The 15,811-nt window shown below is 41.1% G+C and carries 13 protein-coding genes, 2 tRNA genes and 2 pseudogenes; 10 read left to right on the top strand and 7 right to left on the bottom strand.

The features are described 5' to 3' along the window. Nucleotides 1-119: 119 nt before the first annotated feature. From FTV04_RS08255 to FTV04_RS08245, 3 genes are all read left to right on the top strand, one after another. On the top strand, nt 120-1,112 hold the full coding sequence (locus tag FTV04_RS08255; RefSeq protein ID WP_180089225.1) for an NAD(P)H-quinone oxidoreductase: 993 nt from the start codon (nt 120-122) through the stop codon (nt 1,110-1,112). A gap of 238 nt (nt 1,113-1,350) precedes the next feature. Next, nucleotides 1,351-1,551: a hypothetical protein gene (locus tag FTV04_RS08250; RefSeq protein WP_004782944.1), complete on the top strand. Its 201-nt coding sequence runs from the start codon at nt 1,351-1,353 to the stop codon at nt 1,549-1,551. Between the two features lie 139 nt (nt 1,552-1,690). Beyond that, complete coding sequence (locus FTV04_RS08245) at nt 1,691-2,596, top strand: YafY family protein (RefSeq protein ID WP_180089224.1); 906 nt, start codon at nt 1,691-1,693, stop codon at nt 2,594-2,596. Nucleotides 2,597-2,726: 130 nt separating this feature from the next. On the opposite strand, the gene FTV04_RS08240 is transcribed toward FTV04_RS08245, so the two are convergent. Further along, nucleotides 2,727-2,812 (bottom strand) — tRNA-Leu (locus FTV04_RS08240). A 10-nt stretch (nt 2,813-2,822) separates the two neighbouring features. Beyond that, a tRNA-Cys gene (locus FTV04_RS08235) sits at nt 2,823-2,896 on the bottom strand. 152 nt (nt 2,897-3,048) lie between these two features. Here FTV04_RS08235 and folD point away from each other — a divergent pair. Together folD and FTV04_RS08225 are read left to right on the top strand one after the other, a co-directional pair. Next, a complete protein-coding gene (gene folD / locus FTV04_RS08230) occupies nt 3,049-3,897 on the top strand; it encodes a bifunctional methylenetetrahydrofolate dehydrogenase/methenyltetrahydrofolate cyclohydrolase FolD (RefSeq protein WP_078192972.1) in 849 nt (282 codons plus the stop codon). Between the two features lie 263 nt (nt 3,898-4,160). Next, entirely contained in the window at nt 4,161-4,829 is a 669-nt protein-coding gene (locus FTV04_RS08225; protein WP_180089223.1) for a methyltransferase, read from the top strand. Nucleotides 4,830-4,894: 65 nt separating this feature from the next. Here the strand turns inward: FTV04_RS08225 and FTV04_RS08220 are convergent, their stop codons facing one another. From FTV04_RS08220 to FTV04_RS08210, 3 genes and pseudogenes are all read right to left on the bottom strand, one after another. Next, on the bottom strand, nt 4,895-5,323 hold the full coding sequence (locus FTV04_RS08220) for a hypothetical protein (protein ID WP_078193296.1): 429 nt from the start codon (nt 5,321-5,323) through the stop codon (nt 4,895-4,897). A gap of 198 nt (nt 5,324-5,521) precedes the next feature. Continuing rightward, entirely contained in the window at nt 5,522-6,841 is a 1,320-nt protein-coding gene (locus tag FTV04_RS08215) for an MFS transporter (protein ID WP_180089222.1), read from the bottom strand. Nucleotides 6,842-7,130: 289 nt separating this feature from the next. Beyond that, a pseudogene (locus FTV04_RS08210) lies at nt 7,131-7,307 on the bottom strand (alpha-ketoglutarate permease); the annotation flags it as partial. 356 nt (nt 7,308-7,663) lie between these two features. On the opposite strand from FTV04_RS08210, the gene glpD reads away from it, so the two are divergent. Next, nucleotides 7,664-9,181 carry a glycerol-3-phosphate dehydrogenase gene (gene glpD, locus FTV04_RS08205; RefSeq protein WP_180089221.1) on the top strand — a complete coding sequence of 506 codons (1,518 nt, stop codon included), beginning with the start codon at nt 7,664-7,666 and terminating at the stop codon, nt 9,179-9,181. Nucleotides 9,182-9,261: 80 nt separating this feature from the next. Here the strand turns inward: glpD and FTV04_RS08200 are convergent, their stop codons facing one another. After that, a complete protein-coding gene (locus tag FTV04_RS08200) occupies nt 9,262-11,094 on the bottom strand; it encodes a phosphoenolpyruvate carboxykinase (GTP) (protein ID WP_078189879.1) in 1,833 nt (610 codons plus the stop codon). A gap of 414 nt (nt 11,095-11,508) precedes the next feature. Here FTV04_RS08200 and FTV04_RS08195 point away from each other — a divergent pair, with 414 nt between their 5' ends. From FTV04_RS08195 to groL, 4 genes are all read left to right on the top strand, one after another. Further along, complete coding sequence (locus FTV04_RS08195; protein ID WP_180089220.1) at nt 11,509-12,447, top strand: diacylglycerol kinase family protein; 939 nt, start codon at nt 11,509-11,511, stop codon at nt 12,445-12,447. Beyond that, nucleotides 12,428-13,213, top strand: a complete 786-nt coding sequence (locus FTV04_RS08190) for a metallophosphoesterase (RefSeq protein WP_180003948.1) — start codon at nt 12,428-12,430, stop codon at nt 13,211-13,213. The genes FTV04_RS08195 and FTV04_RS08190 overlap by 20 nt, the downstream gene beginning before the upstream one ends. A 184-nt stretch (nt 13,214-13,397) precedes the next feature. Beyond that, on the top strand, nt 13,398-13,688 hold the full coding sequence (groES, locus tag FTV04_RS08185; protein ID WP_078189876.1) for a co-chaperone GroES: 291 nt from the start codon (nt 13,398-13,400) through the stop codon (nt 13,686-13,688). 60 nt (nt 13,689-13,748) lie between these two features. Continuing rightward, entirely contained in the window at nt 13,749-15,383 is a 1,635-nt protein-coding gene (gene groL, locus FTV04_RS08180) for a chaperonin GroEL (protein ID WP_078192965.1), read from the top strand. A 228-nt stretch (nt 15,384-15,611) separates the two neighbouring features. On the opposite strand, the pseudogene FTV04_RS08175 reads toward groL, so the two are convergent. After that, a pseudogene (locus FTV04_RS08175) lies at nt 15,612-15,811 on the bottom strand (IS5/IS1182 family transposase); the annotation flags it as partial.

The raw sequence follows: 15,811 nt of genomic DNA, 5'->3' as shown, positions 1-15,811 counted from the left end.
ATATCAATTTACTAAATAGGCAGCTGATTATACATAAGTCCATGCTGCTTCAATCCATAGCATTTCTATGTTCAAATAAGTTCGAAAAATATGAAACGTGAATATTAGGGAAAGAATCCATGACGCAACAAAGCATGCAACAAGTCATCATTACAGAACCGGGTGGTGTAGAGAAACTCGCTTATGAAACGGTTGCCATCCCTGAACCTAAAGCAGACGAAGTGCTGGTTAAGGTACATGCTTTCGGGATTAACCGTCCGGATATCTTGCAGCGTCAGGGCTTGTATCCAATGCCTAAGGGCGTGACTCCTGTACCGGGTCTGGAAGTTGCCGGTGAAGTGGTTGCAGTCGGGAGTGAAGTAAGCCAGTTTAAAGTAGGTGACAAAGTCTGTGGTCTGACCAATGGCGGTGGTTATGCAGAATATTGCGTCGTGCCTGAAAGCCAGACTTTAAACATTCCTGAAGGTGTGAGTTTTGTACAGGCTGCGGCGATTCCGGAAACCTTTTTCACTGTTTGGGCAAATGTGTTCCAGATGGGTAAGGCTAAGGCAGGAGAGACTGTACTGATTCATGGCGGAACTAGCGGAATCGGAACCACGGCCTTAATGCTGTGCAAATCATTAGGCATCAAAACCTTTGCGACAGCAGGTAGTGATGAAAAAATCCAGGCGATTTCACATCTGACCACAGGAATCAATTACAAGACCCAAGACTTTGAGCAGGTCATCAATGAAGCCACGGATAATGCTGGTGTAGATGTGATCTTGGATATGGTAGGTGCACCGTACCTGGAGAAAAACCTGAATCTGCTGCGTCGCGATGGCCGCCTGGTGTATATCGCATTCCTGGGCGGTGCTAAGGCTAAGGAGGTAAAATTGGGTCAAATTATGATGAAACGTTTGACCATTACTGGTTCTACCATGCGGGCACGCAATACGGCTGAGAAAGCTGAAATTGCCCAAGGTCTGAAAGAGCATGTGGCACCACTCTGGGCAAAAGGCGAATGTTTACCGATGATCTATAAAACTTTCAAGTTTGACCAGATTCAGGATGCGCATGCAGCGATGGATACGGGTGAACATATCGGTAAGATTGTGGTGGAAATCATCTAATTATTCTTGTGATAGAAATACTAAAAGCCAACATTTGTTGGCTTTTATTTTGCATAAAAAAAAGATAACTAATTTAAATTAATTGCTTGAAATAGGGATATAAATTTTAAAAAACGGTAAAAAGTGTCGATTATTCGACACAACCTGTCAAAACTGAGGAGTAAATTAGCGCTTAAATATAATCTGACTAAATTGTTTGGTATTAGATGAAATGTCACGTATTAAAAGGAAGTATATTATGAAGATAGTGTCCACCCCTTATACGCATGAACATGGCTTTCGTGCATTGAAGCGTTTGCATAAAGCGATTATCCGTAATCAGTTACTTCGTTCCGATTTACACAAGCTGTATCAAGCCATGTTGCATCTGGAACGCTATATGGAACGGCTGAGCCACTCAGCACCGAAACCTCATTACAAACGTCGTAAAAAATCTTAAAAAACACCTTGCCTATTAGCCTTAAGTTGAAGTGAATAACTCTAATCTCGTTTTTATTTGGCTGTATAATTTTCCCATAATTTAAAAATTCTAAGCAGATGAATCATTGTGCTGCACAAGCGGCACGAAGAGGGTATTTATGAAGGGCAATGCGTCAACGCATGAGCGCCTCGCAGACCGTTTGGCAAATATTTTAACCAAACTTAATATAGGGCATCAGTTAAGTGTACAGGAGCTGGCACGAGAATTTCAGGTCAGCACCCGTACTATTGAACGTGATTTTGTTCGTCTGAATGCGTATTTACCGCTCATACAGGATGAAAATACCAAACGCTATTATCTTGAGCCTTCATATTTAGGGCGTTTCAAGTTACAGGATATCCAGAATTTTGCACAGTTGTCTGGAATCAGTGACTTGTATCCGGCACTGGATATGTCTTTTATTCGTGAATTGCTGGATGAGCGGGCAAATCAGGTATTTTCGGCAAAAGGTTATTATTTTGAAGATGCCAAACAGTTTGCCGAGCATTTCAAGCTGCTTGCAGGGGCGATCTATAAACGGCAGCAGGTTGAGCTGCAATATTCCGAACAAACACGGATCATCCAGCCATACCGGTTGATTCATCATCATGGCATCTGGTATCTGGCCGGTGTCACTGAAGCTGAGCTCAAAACCTATCGTTTAAGTCAGTTGCAGGAAGTCAAACTGGTTTTTGAAAATGAAAGCTTTGAGCATGATCCTGAAGTTTTGAAAATGCTGGCAGATGAAGACAGCATCTGGTTTGGCCAGCAAAAACAGCAGGTTTTGATGAAGGTGCAACCTGAAGTCACGGTGTTTTTTAAAGAGCGCCATTTATTTCCGGAACAGCAGATCGAACAGGAATCAGAGTCTGGAGAATTGTTAATTAGTTGTCAGATTCGTCATGAAATGCAGTTATTGCCACTGGTACGTTACTGGCTACCGTATGTAAAGATCATTGAGCCGATTCATTTTCAGGAAAAACTGGAACAGGATCTGGAAGGTTATTTACGCTCTGCTGGATAATATTTTGAAAGCAGAGCAGGTTGGCGAATGCTTATAGAATTCTATTGAGAATTAGATTTAGCAAATTACAGGCATAAAAAAACCAGCTTTCGCTGGGTTCTTTATTACACCATCTTCAATAGAAGAAGAATGGTGCCCGAGGCCAGACTCGAACTGGCACGCTTTGTGGGCGGGGGATTTTAAATCCCCTGTGTCTACCGATTTCACCACTCGGGCTTAACAAGATTGGAGGCGGAGGTCGGAATCGAACCGGCGTACACGGAGTTGCAGTCCGCTGCATGACCACTCTGCCACCCCGCCACGTCTTGTTGATGCGTATATTAGCAAGCTCTGAAAAAAAAACAATAGCAGATTCATCTGTATGAGCATAAAAGCAGCATACAAGGTAAAAAATTTAAAATAATCATGTATTATGTGCAAAATTGATTCATATCATCACTTGGAGAAGTGCCGTGGCATTAGTTTTAGATGGTCGTGCATTGGCGAAGAAAATTGAAGCTGACTTGTTGACTCGCGTAGAAGCGCTAAAAGAGAAAACTGGTCGTACCCCAATTCTTGCGACTATTTTGGTAGGTGACGATGGTGCATCTGCAACTTATGTACGTATGAAAGGGAATGCTTGCCGCCGTGTTGGTATGGATTCATTAAAAGTTGAGCTTCCTAAAGAAACCACAACTGAGCAATTGCTTGCTGAAATTGAAAAATTGAATGCAAATCCAGATGTTCACGGTATTTTGTTACAACACCCCGTACCTGCTCAAATTGATGAGCGTGCTTGTTTCGATGCGATCTCGCTTGAAAAAGACGTAGATGGCGTGACCTGCTTAGGTTTCGGCCGTATGGCAATGGGTGAAGCTGCGTATGGTTCTGCGACTCCTGCAGGTATCATGACCATTTTAAAAGAAAACAACATTGAAATCGCAGGTAAACATGCGGTTGTTGTGGGGCGTTCTGCAATTTTGGGTAAACCAATGTCTGCAATGTTACTTGAAGCAAATGCGACAGTGACTACGTGCCACTCACGTACTCAAAACTTGGCTGACTTTGTTAAACAAGCTGACATTATTGTAGGTGCGGTAGGTAAAGCTGAATTGATTCAAAAAGATTGGATCAAACCAGGTGCAGTGGTTGTTGATGCTGGCTTTCATCCACGTGATGGCGGCGGTGTAGGTGATATCCAATTGGTGGGTATTGAAGAAGTTGCTTCTGCTTATACACCTGTTCCGGGTGGTGTAGGTCCTATGACCATTACAACGTTGATTCGTCAAACTGTTGAAGCTGCTGAAAAAGCGTTGGGTTAATCTTTTAATAAAAAGATATTAAAGTCACAACGGAGTCTTACCGTTGTGACTAAAATGTAAGAAGCTCGTATGTTACTTTTGTTTCGGCAAAAGTAACCAAAACCATTTGTCATCTGCTGAACTCGACAGAATCAGTCTTTTGATTAATGGTATCGCAGAAACAGTGTTCATTCGATTAAGGTCTGTCTCGCACAGCAGCAGATGACGATGTCGCATATCTAATACGTTTATAAATTCAAATAAAATCATCTCCAAGGCTTAATATGAGCTGTACTTTCCAATTCCCCAAAGCCCCTGAACATTTACTGAAAGCACTGCATGAAGTCATTCCGCATTGTGAATTACATGCACAACAGTTGCCTGAAACCCCCATTTCTTTATGGTTGATACCGCCTGTATTTCCAACCGATAAATTGGATGATGAAGTCATTCGCCGTATATGGAGTGACACACCGTATTGGATTTTCTGCTGGGCTTCTGGTCTTGCGATGGCGCAGTGGTTATTGGCAGAGCCGCATCATGTCAAAGATAAAGTGGTGTTGGACTTTGGTGCAGGTTCAGGCGTGGTGGCGATTGCCGCGAAAATGGCAGGGGCGAAACGCGTGATCTGCTGTGACATCGACCAAGTGAGCCTAGATGCCTGCCGTGCCAATGCAGAGTTGAATAATGTTGAACTCGAATATTTGGACGATCTGTATAAAGCCGAACAAGTCGATATTTTATTGGCTGCAGATGTGCTATATGACCAATGCAACCGTTTCTTTTTGGATGAGTTTTTAAAGTTTGCTCCAGAAGTGTGGGTGGCAGACAGTCGTGTGAAAAACTTTAGTCATCCTAAATATGAAAAACTCGATGAACGTAGCGCAACAACATGGCCTGATTTGGATGAATCACCTGAGTTTCGAAATGTGAGTTTTTATAAAACCCTATAAATATTGAACCCATAAAAAAAGACGCTCAAAGCGTCTTTTTTTTGTCTTTTGAACAGCAAATTTGATTAAGAACAAGTATAACGAACCACACGTAAGGTGGCAGGGCGAGCATCGAGTGCATCGCGTGCGCCTAAGTTTTCAGAGTTACGAAGGTCTGGGGTATTTGACAGACCGAAGTTCGCACGTGTATTACCAATTTGACGGCCGTACTGGGTATTTTCCAAAGCAGGATTTGCAATTTCGTTCACGCTTAAGATTTGTAATTTATAGGTCTTTTGCGTATTTAATACTTTTTGGCAAGCACGTTGTAATTTATTGGCATCCAGTTGTTGGTTTTGGCGACCCGCTAAAGTATATGCAAGTGTTGCGCTATCTGCAGATTTGGACTCTATTTGAAAGCCCGTTTGACCATTAAAAGCACGTGGAGTGCTTTGGCAAGCAGCCATCGACATTGCAACAATACCCAAACTTAAAACTTTGTAAATATTTTTCATCATTCATTCGCCGTGTGTATTTGTATGTTCAGTATGCCATAGTCCGTCTGTCGACTCGATGGCGAAAACCAAGAAAGCCAAAGAAGTTTGATTAAATCTTTGATACAGATGAAACGTTAAATAGATGGAAATGCAGATAAAAAAAGCTCATCAAAATAGGCTTTGATGAGCTTAAGTGGAATAGCAGGGCTGAGCGAATTAATCGTCAGTGATCATGCTATGTTTTTTAGTATCTTTCATGAAGACATAGGTAATTAAAGATAAACCAATCATGAATGTAATGTAGTAGAAGAAGTAGTTTTCATGGCCTGCATTTTTGAAGCTCAAAGCCACAAGTTCTGCTGTACCACCAAAGAGTGTATTTGCAATGGCATAAGGCAATGCAACACCTAAGGCACGGATGTGTGCAGGGAACAACTCTGCTTTCACTACAGCATTAATCGCAGTATAACCAGTGACAATCACCATACCGCTCATGCAAAGCATAAATGCTGTGGTTGGGTTAGTCGTAGAACCGATACCATTGAAAATTGGAATGGTAAACAGCACACCAAGCACGCCAAAGGTAATCATAATTGGCTTACGACCAATTTTGTCTGAAAGCGCACCGACAGCAGGTTGTAAAAGCATGAAGATGAAAATTGCAGCAGTGGTAATTTCAGTTGCTGTGGTTTTTTCAAAGCCAGACGTGTTGACCAAATATTTTTGTAAATATGTGGTAAAAGTGTTGAACGCTAAAGTACCACCGGCAGTCAACATGATCACAGTGAAGGCTTGTTTAGGGTATTTGGTAAATAACGCTAAAGCACCTGATTTTGGACCACCATTTTTAGCTTGTTCTTGAGCTTCTTTAGAGGATTGAGTTTCAACTAAACCGCGACGAATCCAGAACACCACAATAGCGAGTAATGCACCGATGAAGAACGGAACACGCCAGCCCCATTCAGTTAAAGCTTGTTCTGAGAAATTGCGTTGTAAGATAATTAAAACGCAAAGTGCCAATAGCTGACCTGAAATCAGTGTGACATATTGGAAACTTGAGAAGAAGCCACGATGGTTTTTACCTGCCATTTCAGTCAAATAGGTCGCACTAGAACCATATTCACCACCAACACTTAAGCCTTGGAGTAAACGCGCTAAAAGTAGAATAGCGGGTGCGAGCATGCCTACAGAATCATAGGTTGGTGCACATGCGATCATCAGTGAGCCGACACACATCAACGATACAGACAGCGTCAAACCTGCTTTACGACCTTTACGGTCCGCATAAATACCCATGACCCATGCGCCGATTGGACGCATTAAGAAACCGAGTGCAAAGACTGCAGCTGCTTGTAAGAGTTTTACAGTATTGTCACCGTCAGGGAAAAATTGCGGTGCAAAGTAAAGGGTAAAGGCAGCGTAGACATACCAGTCGTACCATTCAACGAGGTTGCCGGCAGATCCGCCGAGGATAGATTTGACACGAGTTTTTCTATCCAATTGTTCAGGAACAACTGGCTCAGATGAGTTTGACACATCATTCTCCAAGGAATGAATGCAAAACATATCCATTTAAACTCTTTGGGAAAAGTTTAAATCAATATATTTTGTCGAAATGGGAGATGGAACTATATTTATTTAATTTATACTCCTGTTGTCGCAGAAAATCATGCGACTTTAGTCTATAAGATGCGAATTTTTTGACCAGATAGATTTTTCACGACTAAATGAAAACAGCAAAGCCTCATCAATTGAGGCTTTGCTTTGAAATATATTCTGTTATTAATCAGTATGATTAATAACTCCGAGGCTTAATTGGGTAGAATTAATGCTCTTGAATTTTGGAATGGTGTTTGGTGTCTTTCATAAAGACGTAGACCAATAATGAAATAAAAATCATGATGGTTACATAGATGAAGAACCATGTCTCATAGCCAGCTTCTTTGAAACTTAGGGCAAAAAATTCTGCAGTACCACCAAAGATGGTATCTGTAAGTGCATAAACGGGGTACATCAAAACTGAAGGCTTCTGCAGCTGAACATGCAATATATAAAAGCTTGAAATAAAATTTTAAAAAAGATTAGGTTGAAAAAAAAATACAAATCAACTGCTTGTAATTATGTTTGCTTTGAATATAGGTTCTGACTTTAAAATGATTGATTTCATGCTTGAGCCAGCAAGCTTTTAAACGTACATTTAAAATATAACTTCTCATTTATTGAAGGATATAAAAAACTCAGCGTACAGATATCTTGATCAAAATAGGTACTTGATCAAAAAAGCATGATCAATGAGAAAAATAATAAAGCAAAGAAAACGAAGCATTGTTGAATAAAAAGACATAGCGGGAGGGAGCGATGAATACACAACAACAATTAATATATGACATGGTGGTCATTGGTGGTGGAATCAATGGTGTTGGTATTGCCTGTGATGCAGCGGGGCGGGGTTTAAGTGTTTTGCTCTGTGAAAAAGACGATCTCGCGAGCCATACTTCATCTGCAAGTAGCAAATTAATTCATGGTGGTCTGCGCTATTTGGAACATAAAGAATTTCGTTTGGTACGTGAAGCACTGGCAGAACGCGAAGTTCTGCTTAAAAAAGCCCCTCATATTATTCGACCGATGCGTTTTATCATGCCACATGAACCGCACTTACGTCCGGCTTGGCTGATTCGTACTGGATTATTCTTTTATGATTATTTGGGTAAGCGAGAACAGCTTGCAGGCTCAAATGGTATTGAATTTGACTTGGAAAATAGTCCTTTAGCATCCAAATTTACCCGAGGGTTCGAATATTCCGATTGTGCAGTGGATGACGCACGCTTGGTTGTACTCAATGCGATACAAGCACGCGAATATGGTGCACAGATTCTGACTCGAACAGAATGTTTAAATGCATATAGTAAGGGAGGTATTTGGCAGGTATGTTTAAAAAATGCTAAGGGTTTGCAAAATGTGCAGGCTAAAGTATTGGTGAATGCGGCAGGTCCTTGGGTTGCTGACTTTATAAAACAGGGGTTAAAGCAAGAGTCACCTTATGGTATACGGCTGATACAAGGTAGCCATATCATTGTTCCAAAGCTCTTTGACAGTGATAAAGCTTTTATTATGCAAAATGATGATCATCGCATTGTCTTTGCGATCCCTTATTTAGAACAATTTACACTGATCGGCACGACAGATCGTGAATATCACGCAGACCCAAATCGAGTAAAGATAAGCCAGGAAGAAATCGATTACTTGCTTGATGTGTCAAATGATCACTTTAAAACTCAATTGACGCAAACGGACATCATTTCAACTTATTCAGGTGTGCGTCCGCTGTGTGATGATGAGTCAGATAATCCAGCCGCAGTCACGCGAGATTACACCTTGGCACTGACCGATGTAGAAGGGGCTGCATTACTTTCAATCTTTGGTGGCAAACTCACCACTTACCGAAAACTTGCAGAAGCGGCGCTAGATCAACTTAAAACGGTTTTTCATCATCGATCCAAACCTTGGACTGCTGATGCAACATTGCCTGGTGCGGAAAATTTAGAATCGGTAGAGCAGTTGGTAGTTGAAATCCAACAAAAAGTGCGAGGGGTTTCGATCAGTCTAGCCAGTCGTTGGGCGCATGCTTATGGAACCCGTGTCTGGATTTTGCTGAATCATTTAACTTCGATTGATGAATTGGGTCAAAACTTTGGACATGGATTGTATGCTCAAGAAGTGGATTATTTGGTCGAGCAGGAGTGGGCGAGAAGTTCTGAAGATATTTTGCAAAGACGAACAAAGTTCTATTTGCAATTCAGTGCAGCTGAAGTTGATGCTTTGAATGAATACTTAATGGCAATTCGAATAAAGCAAAAAGCTCAAGATGTGGCTTAGTAGATATAAAAAAAGACCGCACAAGCGGTCTTTTAAATCTTCCTTAATCCCTCTTTTAAAAGAGGGAAATTAAAGGCGGATTAAGCAGATTTTTTTACAGCTTCTAAAAGCTCGTCTTGACGTGCTTTAAGTGCTTTTGGTAAACGATCACCAAGTTTGTTGAACAATTCAGTGTGGCTCTCAAGTTCTTTGATCCACTGTTCTTTGTCTTGTGAAGTTACAAGATCAAATTGTTCTTTAGTGAAGTCTGAACCAGTCCAGTTCAATTGTTCGTAAGTCGGTACGCGGCCAATTGGAGTTTCAACAGCAGTTGCACGACCTTCACAACGGTCAATGATCCACTCAAGAACACGCATGTTTTGACCGAAACCAGGCCATACGAAGTTGCCTTCAGCATCACGACGGAACCAGTTCACGTTGTAGATACCAGGAAGTTTGTTGCCAGCAGCTTCAGCTTTAGCAGCAACTTGTTCACCAAGCTCTAACCAGTGAGAGAAGTAGTCAGCCATGTTGTAACCCGCAAATGGAAGCATTGCGAATGGGTCACGACGAACGATACCTTGTTGACCAACAGCAGCAGCAGTTGTTTCAGAGCCCATAGTTGCAGCTTTGTAAACACCGTCAACCCAGTCAAATGCTTCTGAAATTAGAGGCACTGTGTCTGCACGACGACCACCGAAGATGAATGCAGAAATTGGAACACCTGCTGGATTTTCCCAGTCAGCATCAATAGAAGGACATTGACCAGCTGAAACTGTGAAACGAGCATTTGGATGCGCAGCTTTTTCACCAGCAACGTGTGGCTGACCTTTCCAGTTAGTTAGGTTAGCAGGTGCTTCTTTAGAAAGACCTTCCCACCATACTTCACCGTTGTCAGTTACAGCAACGTTTGTATAGATCACGTCTTTGTGAAGTGTTGCCATACAGTTCGGGTTAGTTTTGGTATTTGTACCAGGTGCTACACCAAAGAAACCAGCTTCAGGGTTGATTGCATATAAACGACCATCTTCACCTGGTTTGATCCAAGCAATATCGTCACCTACAGTTTCAATTTTCCAACCTTCGTAACCCGCTGGTGGAATCAACATCGCGAAGTTTGTTTTACCACAAGCAGAAGGGAATGCAGCTGCGATGTAGTGTTTTTCGCCTTGTGGGTTAGTCACGCCAAGGATGAGCATATGTTCAGCTAACCAGCCTTGTTGACGACCCATAGAAGATGCAATACGTAAAGCTAGGCATTTTTTACCCAACAATGCGTTACCGCCGTAACCAGAACCGTAAGACCAGATTTCACGAGTTTCTGGATAATGAACGATGTATTTTTCAGGGTTGCAAGGCCAAGCAACGTCTTTTTGACCTTCTTCAAGCGGAGCACCAACAGTGTGTACGCAAGGAATGAAGTCACCGTCAGTACCAAGTACGTCATAAACAGCTTTACCCATACGAGCCATTTTAGACATGCTTACAGCAACATAAGGAGAATCAGTAAGTTCGATACCGATGTGAGCAATATGAGAACCTAAAGGACCCATAGAGAAAGGAACTACGTACAAAGTACGGCCTTTCATTGAACCGTCAAATAAACCATTCAGACGAGCACGCATTTCAGCTGGAGCTTCCCAGTTGTTTGTTGCGCCTGCATCTTCTTGTTTTTCAGAACAGATGTAAGTACGACCTTCAACACGAGCAACGTCAGAAGGATCAGAATTAGCAAGGTAAGAACCAGGATGTTTTTCTTGGTTAAGTTCTTGCATAGTGCCGTTAGCGATCATCAAGTCGATATAACGTTGATATTCTTCTGCGCTACCGTCACACCATTCGATTTTTGCTGGTTTGGTTAATTTGGCAATTTCTTCCACCCAAGCAATTAGCTTAGGGTGACGAACGAATTCTGGTGCGTTCACTTGGGTCATGGTGAGGCCTATCTCAAAAATGTACTAACCGTACAAAGTATAATCTGCATCATGGGATACATCATGCAGATAAAAGATGAAAAAAAAAGTGGCTGTATTAAAGCATAAAATCATAAAAAAAATAAGACTAAAGAAGTGGTAGATTTTTTTTGGTAGTTAATGCTATTTATATTAAATATAGATAAAATACAATAACTTAACATATTATATTGTGTATTTTAACTTTATTTATTAACGTGATGGACAATATTTTATATAGTTATTTTTAATAAAAACAAAAAGTTGCATGTAATTTGTATTTGAGAATTATTATTGATTAAATAAATGGTGGTAATTCGATTTTTACATAAAGGCGCTATTATTTGCTCTTAAATTCGACAAAATACAATACTAAGCGGCCAAGATGTATAAAAAGTGATTAAACAAGCCAAGCCTTTATCTATTATCTATAATAAAAAATCAGGATTTCATGCTGCAAACAAAGATGAAGTCTACGAGGAACTTGTGCGGATATTATCCGATCATAATTTCGAAATACAGTCATTTGAGCTTGGGCAGGAAGCGAGTTTTGATACTTTAATGAGCAAGGTATTTGCACGCCATCAAGACCCTGATAATTTGGGGGTTGTGGTTGCTGCAGGTGGTGATGGAACCTTAAATGCTGTTGCTCATCAGTTGATGCATACCGATATTCCTATGGGGGTCTTACCTTTGGGCACATTTAATTATGTGGCGCGGGTACTCAATATTCCTCTCGATTTAATTCAAGCAGCACAGGTGATTGCGACAGGCACTAATCGACAGGTGCATGTGGCGCAAATCAACGAACATATCTATTTAAATAATGCCAGTTTGGGCTTGTATCCATTATTTATACAAAAAAGAGAGTTTTATAATCAGAAGTTTGGTCGTTTCCCATTGCATGCTTATACCTCAGGTTTGGATGTGCTGATTCGAGATCGTAAAGAGTTGAAATTGGAAATCGAAGTTGATCATCATATTTATCCAGTCAAAACGCCTTTGATCTTTTTTGGTAATAACCAATTGCAATTGGCCGATTTAAATTTGCAAATTGCTAAAGATGCAGCAGCAGGTAAAGTTGCAGGTGTGGTGGTCGCAAAAAGTGATAAGAAAACTTTATTTAAAATTTTATGGCAGTTGATCCGTGGCAATATCGACAATGCGCCAGATGTGTATAGTTTTGCCGCTAATGAAGTCACGATACATACTCAACGAAAAAAAATGACCGTTGCTGTGGATGGTGAGATTGTAGAAATGAAACCGCCGCTTAAAATTCGAGTGCAAAAACAAGCCTTAAAGATACGGGTGCCACATGATACTGCATCTGTCTGATCTGCATTTTGGCACTGAAAAGCCAGAGTGTATGCGCGCGATTCAGCAATTTTGTCGTGAAAATCGTATCGAAGCCGTGGTTGCCAGTGGAGACTTAACCCAACGTGCGCGCTATCGTCAGTTTTATGCATGTAAGCAATTTTTAGAAAGCTTAAAGCTGCCTTATATCGTTGTGCCAGGGAATCATGATATTCCGCTGTATCATTTATGGAACCGTGTTTTTAGTCCTTTTGCACGTTATCAACTATTTTTTGGTGCCATGGAAAATGTACTGGAAACCGAGCATTTCTACTTAATTGGGATCAATAGTATTCGTCGTCGTTACCATACGCGAGGGCATGTGTCGCTCGAGCAAATACATTATGTCGACGAGTTACTTAAACATGCGCCGCCCAATAAAGTGAAATTAATCATAGCGCATCAACCTTTTTATACGCCGCCCAATGACCCGCATGGTGTGAAAGATTGTCCTGTTCAAGGGCGTTTGGCGCTCGAACAGTGGAGTCAACACGGTTTGAATGGTTTATTGCATGGACATTTACATGTTCCAGCCAGCTATGACCTCAATCAAATTTATGCTTTAGGCGTTGATCATCCCGTTTGGGATATTCATGCAGGCACAGCGACGTCATATCGCCTACATGAGAACCTTGCCAACAGTTTTAATGTCATTGATGAGCAGATGAATGTGCGACATTATTTTTATCATTCAAAGTTAAAAATATTTGAAGAAAATCTCAGCACTCATGTTTTAGATGAGCTTTAACCATTTAAATTTAAATTTTGAAGAAAAAAAATACAAAAAGATGAAAAAATTTAGAATTTGCCCTTGAAGCGTTTTATTCCATCCCCACAAAAGTGTCATATCAAAATTTTGTCGATGACCTAGGAAATAAGAAGTCATCTTCACATCGTTATCAATGACATTTTAAATGTCTATGGAGTTAGAAATGAGCAAGATTCGTCCTTTACATGACAACGTCGTTATCCGCCGTGTTGAGAAAGAAACTAAAACTGCTGGCGGTTTAATCTTGAGTACTTCTGCTGCTGAACAACCAGCTCAAGGTGAAATCATTGCTGTAGGTAACGGCAAAGTAACTGACAACGGTGTTCGTGCGTTAGACGTTAAAGTTGGTGACAACGTGCTTTTCGGTGCTTATGCAGGTACTAAAGTAAAAGTTGACGGCGAAGAGCTTCTTGTAATGAAAGAGTCTGACATTTTAGCTGTACTTGAAGGCTAATCTCAGAACTTTCGAACCAAATTCGATTTGAAAAATATATTAAAAATTTTGGAGTAAACCATGTCAGCTAAAGACGTAAAATTTGGTGATTCAGCGCGTTCAAAAATGATCGCGGGTGTAAATGTACTTGCAGATGCTGTAAAAGTGACTTTAGGTCCTAAAGGCCGTAACGTTGTCATCGACCGTTCTTTCGGTGCGCCGCACATCACTAAAGATGGTGTTTCTGTTGCTAAAGAAATCACATTAAAAGACAAATTTGAAAACATGGGCGCTCAGCTGGTTCGTGAAGTGTCTTCAAAAACCAATGACATCGCGGGTGACGGTACAACAACTGCAACTGTACTTGCTCAAGCAATCCTAAATGAAGGGATCAAATCAGTTACTGCTGGTATGAACCCAATGGATCTTAAACGCGGTATCGACATCGCGGTTAAAGCTGTTGTTGCTGAAATTAAAGCGACTGCTAAACCTGCTTCTGACTCTAAAGCCATTGAACAAGTAGGTTCGATCTCTGCGAACTCTGACACCACTGTTGGTAAACTTATTGCTCAAGCAATGGAAAAAGTCGGTAAAGAGGGTGTAATTACAGTTGAAGAGGGTTCAGGCTTTGAAGATTCTCTAGATGTTGTAGAGGGTATGCAGTTTGACCGTGGTTACATCAGCCCGTACTTTGCAAACAAACAAGATACACTAACAGCTGAACTTGAAAACCCATACATTCTTCTTGTTGATAAAAAAATCAGCAACATCCGCGAATTAATTGCTGTACTTGAAGCTGTTGCTAAAACAGGTAAACCGCTTCTTATCATTGCTGAAGATGTTGAAGGTGAAGCACTTGCAACTCTTGTTGTAAACAACATGCGTGGCATTATCAAAGTTTGTGCTGTTAAAGCACCTGGTTTTGGTGATCGTCGTAAAGCGATGCTTCAAGACATCGCGATTTTAACTGGCGCGACTGTAGTTTCTGAAGAGGTTGGTATGTCTTTAGACCAAACTACACTTGAGCACTTAGGTACAGCGCATAAAGTTACTGTTTCTAAAGAAAACACAGTAATTGTTGATGGTGCAGGTGTTGCAGAGCAAATTGCTGAACGTGTAACTCAAATTCGTGCTCAAATTGAAGAATCAACTTCAGAATACGACAAAGAAAAACTTCAAGAACGCGTTGCTAAATTGGCAGGCGGTGTTGCTGTAATCAAAATCGGCGCTGCAACTGAAGTTGAAATGAAAGAGAAGAAAGATCGCGTTGACGATGCACTTCATGCAACTCGTGCTGCAGTTGAAGAAGGTGTTGTAGCAGGTGGTGGTGTTGCACTTGTACGTGCTGCAAAAGCACTTGAAGGTGTGTCTGGTGCTAACGATGACCAAAATGTTGGTATCAACATTTTACGTCGTGCAATTGAAGCACCGCTTCGTCAAATCGTTGCAAACTCTGGTGATGAGCCATCAGTTGTAATCAATGCTGTGAAAAACGGTGAAGGTAACTTCGGTTACAACGCTGCGACTTCAGAGTATGGCGATATGTTAGAAATGGGTATTCTTGACCCTGCTAAAGTGACTCGTTCTGCGCTTGAGCATGCTGCATCTGTTGCAGGTCTTATGCTTACAACTGAATGTATGATCACTGAAATCCCAGAAGACAAGCCAGCAATGCCAGATATGGGTGGCATGGGTGGTATGGGCGGTATGATGTAAACCTCAGCGTACCCAAACTTCAAAAACCTCGTATCGTCAGATACGGGGTTTTTTTTATGGCGTAGTTTTTGTAATGTAGAGATTGCACACATGAAAAGACAAAATCACCTAGCTATTTTTTATTTACACATTAAATGTGTAATATGTATTTAAACTCCTTTTTTTGTGAATAAAACGGCTTTGTTGCACAAAGATTTGAAATGCAAAGCGCCCCTAATTGATCCAAATTTAAGGCGTAACTTGGGTAAGTGGGCGACCTAATTCCGTAAATCTGTTAAGGACTGCTACACGTGCATGGATCTCATTCACCTGACTAGGAAAGCTTCTTGCCATTAATTTATCGCCTAATAATTTGATGCAATGCATCTTGGTTTCCACCAAACTGCGGCGATGATAGCCTGACCATTTTTTCCATAATGTCCTGCCTA

The organism is Acinetobacter sp. YH12219 (assembly GCF_013417875.1).
GTDB lineage: Bacteria > Pseudomonadota > Gammaproteobacteria > Pseudomonadales > Moraxellaceae > Acinetobacter > Acinetobacter amyesii.
This window is presented reverse-complemented; position numbering and strand designations above follow the sequence as displayed.

Coding starts and splice junctions, on each gene's coding strand:
- FTV04_RS08220 (WP_078193296.1), bottom strand. CDS start 5,323: ATGAAAAATATTTACAAAGTTTTAAGTTTGGGTATTGTTGCAATGTCG.
- FTV04_RS08255 (WP_180089225.1), top strand. CDS start 120: ATGACGCAACAAAGCATGCAACAAGTCATCATTACAGAACCGGGTGGT.
- FTV04_RS08225 (WP_180089223.1), top strand. CDS start 4,161: ATGAGCTGTACTTTCCAATTCCCCAAAGCCCCTGAACATTTACTGAAA.
- glpD (WP_180089221.1), top strand. CDS start 7,664: ATGAATACACAACAACAATTAATATATGACATGGTGGTCATTGGTGGT.
- FTV04_RS08190 (WP_180003948.1), top strand. CDS start 12,428: ATGATACTGCATCTGTCTGATCTGCATTTTGGCACTGAAAAGCCAGAG.
- groES (WP_078189876.1), top strand. CDS start 13,398: ATGAGCAAGATTCGTCCTTTACATGACAACGTCGTTATCCGCCGTGTT.
- groL (WP_078192965.1), top strand. CDS start 13,749: ATGTCAGCTAAAGACGTAAAATTTGGTGATTCAGCGCGTTCAAAAATG.
- FTV04_RS08200 (WP_078189879.1), bottom strand. CDS start 11,094: ATGACCCAAGTGAACGCACCAGAATTCGTTCGTCACCCTAAGCTAATT.
- FTV04_RS08250 (WP_004782944.1), top strand. CDS start 1,351: ATGAAGATAGTGTCCACCCCTTATACGCATGAACATGGCTTTCGTGCA.
- FTV04_RS08245 (WP_180089224.1), top strand. CDS start 1,691: ATGAAGGGCAATGCGTCAACGCATGAGCGCCTCGCAGACCGTTTGGCA.